We start from the raw sequence: 2,535 nt of genomic DNA on the forward strand, positions 1-2,535 counted from the left end.
CCCGGCCTTGCCGGCGTATGTCCGGTCTGAAAATACTCGGGCGGCCGCTCAGGCCGAGGAGCGGGCCGACCTACTACCCAGCCGAGCGGCCGGTCTCTGATGAGTTGGATGCCGTTCGGGCAGCTCGTTTTTCAGGGCTGCTACGGCCGCTCGTGGCCGGGTGCCGACCGCGACAAGCATGGCAAAAATGACCAGAGCCCCCTCAAAGCGACCCTGTGCGCCGCATTCCGGACCAAGCCAGAACGCTTCAAGGGATGTCGGTCGATGCCGCCCGAGTTGCCTGCCGCTATCCGGATCCAGCCACCAACGACGGTGAAAACCGACGAACCCACCGCCCTCTCTTCAACAGCAAACTCATGATCGAGAGCGACGGAAAGTTATTGGCACGTTCCGTTCGCTCCCATCCATTGCCCTCTCCAAACAGCGGTAATTCTTCACTCGCCTCGTTCGCACTAGCTCACAGATGCACCCCGGCCCACGTGACTATCGTCGTACCTGTTCGAATGACGAACGCCACCGAGTCAGACCCCGTCAGTCCACGGAATCCAGCCCAAGGAGGCACAGACCATGAGCGAAAAGAAGTCCACCGGAAAGAAGCGTGAGACATCGTGGCCCGAGCGCACGACTTACAAAGGCCGCACGATCGTCATTACCGCCGCGCACACACCGGATGGTGCGGCAAAGGCGCGCTCAGCTGCTGAAGGCCAGATGCTGCAGATCGCGATCGATGGGCAGCCGTTGGACATACTGCAGACCGAGCCGCGCCGCTTTGAGTCGATCCGCATGCCCTATCGGACCTACGAGTCGCCGCTCGACATCGCGCGCGACGTCATCGATTTCGACCCCGCATTTCGCAGCCGCTGAGCGGCCGATGCGCTGGCGCCCGCCGAGGCTGCCGGCGTCGACGAGGAGGACCCAACAATGACTTGCCGCAAGAACGTCAACGCGCTCACCGCGCAGGAGAAGCTCGATTTCGTTACCGCCGTGAAGGCCATGAAGGCGAACGGAAAGTACAACCAATACGTCAAGACGCACATGGATGCGATGAACCATGCGACGCCGGCCAGCGGCAGTCCGCTGACGCGAAACGCCGCCCACCGCGGGCCGGCTTTCCTGTCCTGGCACCGCGAATTCCTGCGCCGCTTCGAGCAGGACCTGCAGGCCGAGGTGCCGGGTGCGATCCTGCCGTACTGGGACTGGGCGAGCGACGCGGCGCTGGCCGACCCCGCCACGGCCACCGTATGGGGCACGGACTTGATGGGCGGCAACGGCGATGCCGCCGACGGTGACCTGGTCAAGACCGGCCCGTTCGCCTTCGATCCTGCCGACCCAAATGCCTGGACAGTCGCCGACGACACCGGCGCCGACACCGGTGCCGGCCTGCAGCGCGCCTTTGGCGTCAGCGCAGCCACGCTGCCGACCCAGACCCAGGTCGACACCGTGCAGGCGCTGACGCCGTACGACGCGTCGCCCTGGACCACCGGAAGCGGCGGTTATCGCAATTCGAACGAAGGCTGGGCCAGCGTCGGTGGCAGCGCCGCACCCAATATGCACAACCGCGTCCACGTGTGGGTCGGTGGCTCGATGCTGCCGGGCACGTCGCCGAACGACCCGGTGTTCTTCCTCCATCACTGTTTTGTCGACAAGTTGTGGGCTGATTGGCAGGCGGCGCACCCGGGCGAGGCGTTCGTGCCCGGACCGGCAGAGAGCGCCGACCTCGACGGCCACCGCCTGAATGATGCGATGTTCCCGTGGAGCACGACGGTGGCAGATGTGCTGGACCATCGCGGACTCGGCTACGTCTATGACAGCGACGCGCCCGAGGTGACGCTGCAGACGACGAGCCTCGTCTTCAACGATGTTCCCGAGGGCCAGACCACGGTGCGTGCCGCCGTATTCACGCTCAGCGCCTGCCAGTCCCTCACCTTCAACATCAGCGATGGACCGACTGTGCTGACTGGTGCGCCCGGTGTGTTCGGAACGCCGCTAGGGACCTCGGTGACCGTCTCGCCTCACGATACCGACACCGCCCGCGTCTGGATTTCGTACACAGGCACCACCGCGCTCGATACCGCCACCGGCACCGTCACCGTGACCTGCGTCGAAACCGGCCAGGATTTCGTCGTCCCGATCAGCGCCAATACGATCGCCAAACCCACGGTGGCCTCGGTGCTCGTGCTGGACCAGTCAAACAGCATGAATTTCGACGCGGGGGACGGCCGTGCGCGAATCGATGTGCTGAAGGATGCGGCACCGGTATTCGTCGACCTGCTGGGTGACGACGACGCGGTCGGCGTGGTCCGCTTCGACGACGATGCGCATCCGGGCACTCCGATCGCGGTGGCGGGGCCGCTGTCTTTCGGCGCCGGGCGCACGGCGGCCAAGGCCGCAATTTCGAGCCACACGCCCAACCCGGCGGGCAATACGTCGATCGGTGACGGAATCGCAATGGCCCATGCCGACCTTGGCGCACCGGCACTGGCCGGCTTCGACCGGCGGGCGATCGTGGTACTGACCGACGGGCAGGAGAACCGC

3 protein-coding genes are annotated in these 2,535 nt (G+C 65.4%); all 3 read left to right on the forward strand.

The window, feature by feature from the left end; translation table 11 throughout:
• Positions 1–108 precede the first annotated feature (108 nt).
• Complete coding sequence (locus KDB67_RS11840; protein WP_291015947.1) at positions 109–360, forward strand: hypothetical protein; 252 nt, start codon at positions 109–111, stop codon at positions 358–360.
• A gap of 207 nt (positions 361–567) precedes the next feature.
• Positions 568–864, forward strand: coding sequence for a tyrosinase family oxidase copper chaperone (locus KDB67_RS11845; RefSeq protein ID WP_291015949.1), 297 nt, complete (start codon positions 568–570; stop codon positions 862–864).
• Between the two features lie 57 nt (positions 865–921).
• On the forward strand, positions 922–2,535 hold a 1,614-nt coding region (locus tag KDB67_RS11850; protein WP_291015951.1), incomplete at its 3' end, for a tyrosinase family protein.

The sequence above is a fragment of the Gordonia sp. (in: high G+C Gram-positive bacteria) genome, assembly GCF_020438995.1.
Lineage (GTDB): Bacteria > Actinomycetota > Actinomycetes > Mycobacteriales > Mycobacteriaceae > Gordonia.